The organism is uncultured Clostridium sp., assembly GCF_937920395.1.
Taxonomy (GTDB): Bacteria; Bacillota; Clostridia; order Clostridiales; family Clostridiaceae; genus Clostridium_AD.
In genome coordinates this window covers 1-1,858 of record NZ_CALEVF010000315.1, presented here as the reverse complement: position 1 = coordinate 1,858, position 1,858 = coordinate 1, and the positions used below count along the sequence as shown (strand labels likewise).

The 1,858-nt window shown below is 31.5% G+C and carries 2 protein-coding genes; one reads left to right on the top strand and one right to left on the bottom strand.

Annotation, left to right across the window (positions count from 1 at the left end):
- On the top strand, positions 1–305 hold a 305-nt coding region (locus Q0649_RS19590), incomplete at its 5' end, for a His/Gly/Thr/Pro-type tRNA ligase C-terminal domain-containing protein (RefSeq protein ID WP_298845844.1).
- A 411-nt stretch (positions 306–716) separates the two neighbouring features.
- Here the strand turns inward: Q0649_RS19590 and glnS are convergent.
- Positions 717–1,858: glutamine--tRNA ligase (gene glnS, locus Q0649_RS19585; protein ID WP_298845843.1), on the bottom strand; the 1,142-nt coding region annotated here is incomplete at its 5' end.

Genomic DNA, 1,858 nt, shown 5'->3' with positions numbered 1-1,858 from the left:
TTGCACCACTTCAAGTTAAAGTATTACCTATTTCTGAGAAATATCATGATTATGCACAGAAGGTAGTAGCAAAACTTAAAGAATCTAGAATTAGAGTAGGTGCTGACTATAGAGCAGAGAAGATTGGATATAAAATCCGTGAAGCTCGTAATGAAAGAGTTCCTTTCCTTCTAATAGTTGGAGAAAAAGAAGAAGAACTTAATGAAGTATCAGTTAGAAGTCGTAAAAATGCTGATGAGGGTGCAACTTCTCTTGACTCATTTATTACAAGAATTAAAGACGAAATTGATACTAAATTGTTATAATAAAAAAGTTTGATTCTATGAACTTCCTCTTAAGCGAATTGAAATAAGAGTTTGAAACATGAAATCCCTTTAAGAAATTCTAATCTTTTGCTTATATAAAATTTTCTAACGCTCACACTCGACGTCCTGTCTCGGGTTCGCTAGCCTGACTTCGTGTCAGGCTTACGAGAATTTTATATAAGCAAAAGAAGAATTTCTAAATGGGATTTCAATTGTTTCTGCTCTTCTTATTTCAATCCACTTCCATAGGAAGTTCATTTTATTATGTATTGCTATATTTATATGAATGAACTCTTCGCTGCGGTGGAACGGAAGGTTGAGTAGCTGTTTCCTATATAATAACTAAAGTAATATAACAAATAAGAGCCAGTACAAGATATATCTTGTACTGGCTCTTATTAATTTCCGATATTATTTTTGAATTTTGAAAGAACTTTTTAAAGACACTATTCTATTAAACACTAATTTTTCTGGAGTTGAATATTTATTATCCACATTGAAATATCCATGTCTAAAGAATTGGAATTTATCATTTGGTTTTGAATCTTTCATATTTGGCTCTATAAATCCTTGTAAAATTTCTATAGAATTTGGATTTATTTGATCTATGAAAGTTTTTCCTTCTTCTTGTTCATCATCTAAAATTAAAGGTTCATATAATCTGAATTCTGCTGGAAGTGCATTTATTGCATCTACCCAATGAATTGTTCCTTTAACTTTTCTTCCTGTAAATCCACTACCACTCTTAGTTTCAACATCATAAGTACAATGTAGTTCGGATACATTTCCATCAGAATCCTTAATCATTTCATTGCACTTAATAAAATATGCTCCTTTTAGTCTTACTTCATTACCCACAAATAATCTAAAGTATTTCTTTATTGGATTTTCCATGAAGTCTTCTCTTTCTATATATATTTCTCTTGAAAATGACACCTGGCGAGTTCCCATAGATGGATCATCTTGATTATTCTCAATTTGAAGCATTTCAACTTGAGATTCTGGATAATTTGTTATAACTACTTTTAGGGGTCTTAAAACTGCCATTGTTCTAAGTGTTTTAGGACTTAAATCTTCTCTTATAAAATGCTCAAGCAATTGACCATCTACTTTACTATTAGCTTTAGCAACTCCGATTTCTCTGCAAAAATTACGTATAGATTCTGGTGTATAACCCCTACGTCTAAGTCCAGCTATTGTTGGCATACGTGGATCATCCCATGAATCTACTACATGTTCATCTACTAATTGTTTAAGATTTCTTTTGCTCATTACAGTATTTGTTATATTTAATCTTGCAAACTCAATCTGCCTTGGTTTATTTTCCATTTCACAAGTATTTACAACCCAATCATATAGAGGCCTGTGGTCTTCAAATTCTAAAGTACAAATTGAATGAGTAACGCCCTCAATTGCATCTTCTATTGGATGTGCATAATCGTACATAGGATAAATACACCATTTATCTCCCGTATTATGATGAATTGCATGAGATATACGATAAATTACTGGATCTCTCATGTTTATATTAGGAGATGTCATATCAATTCTAG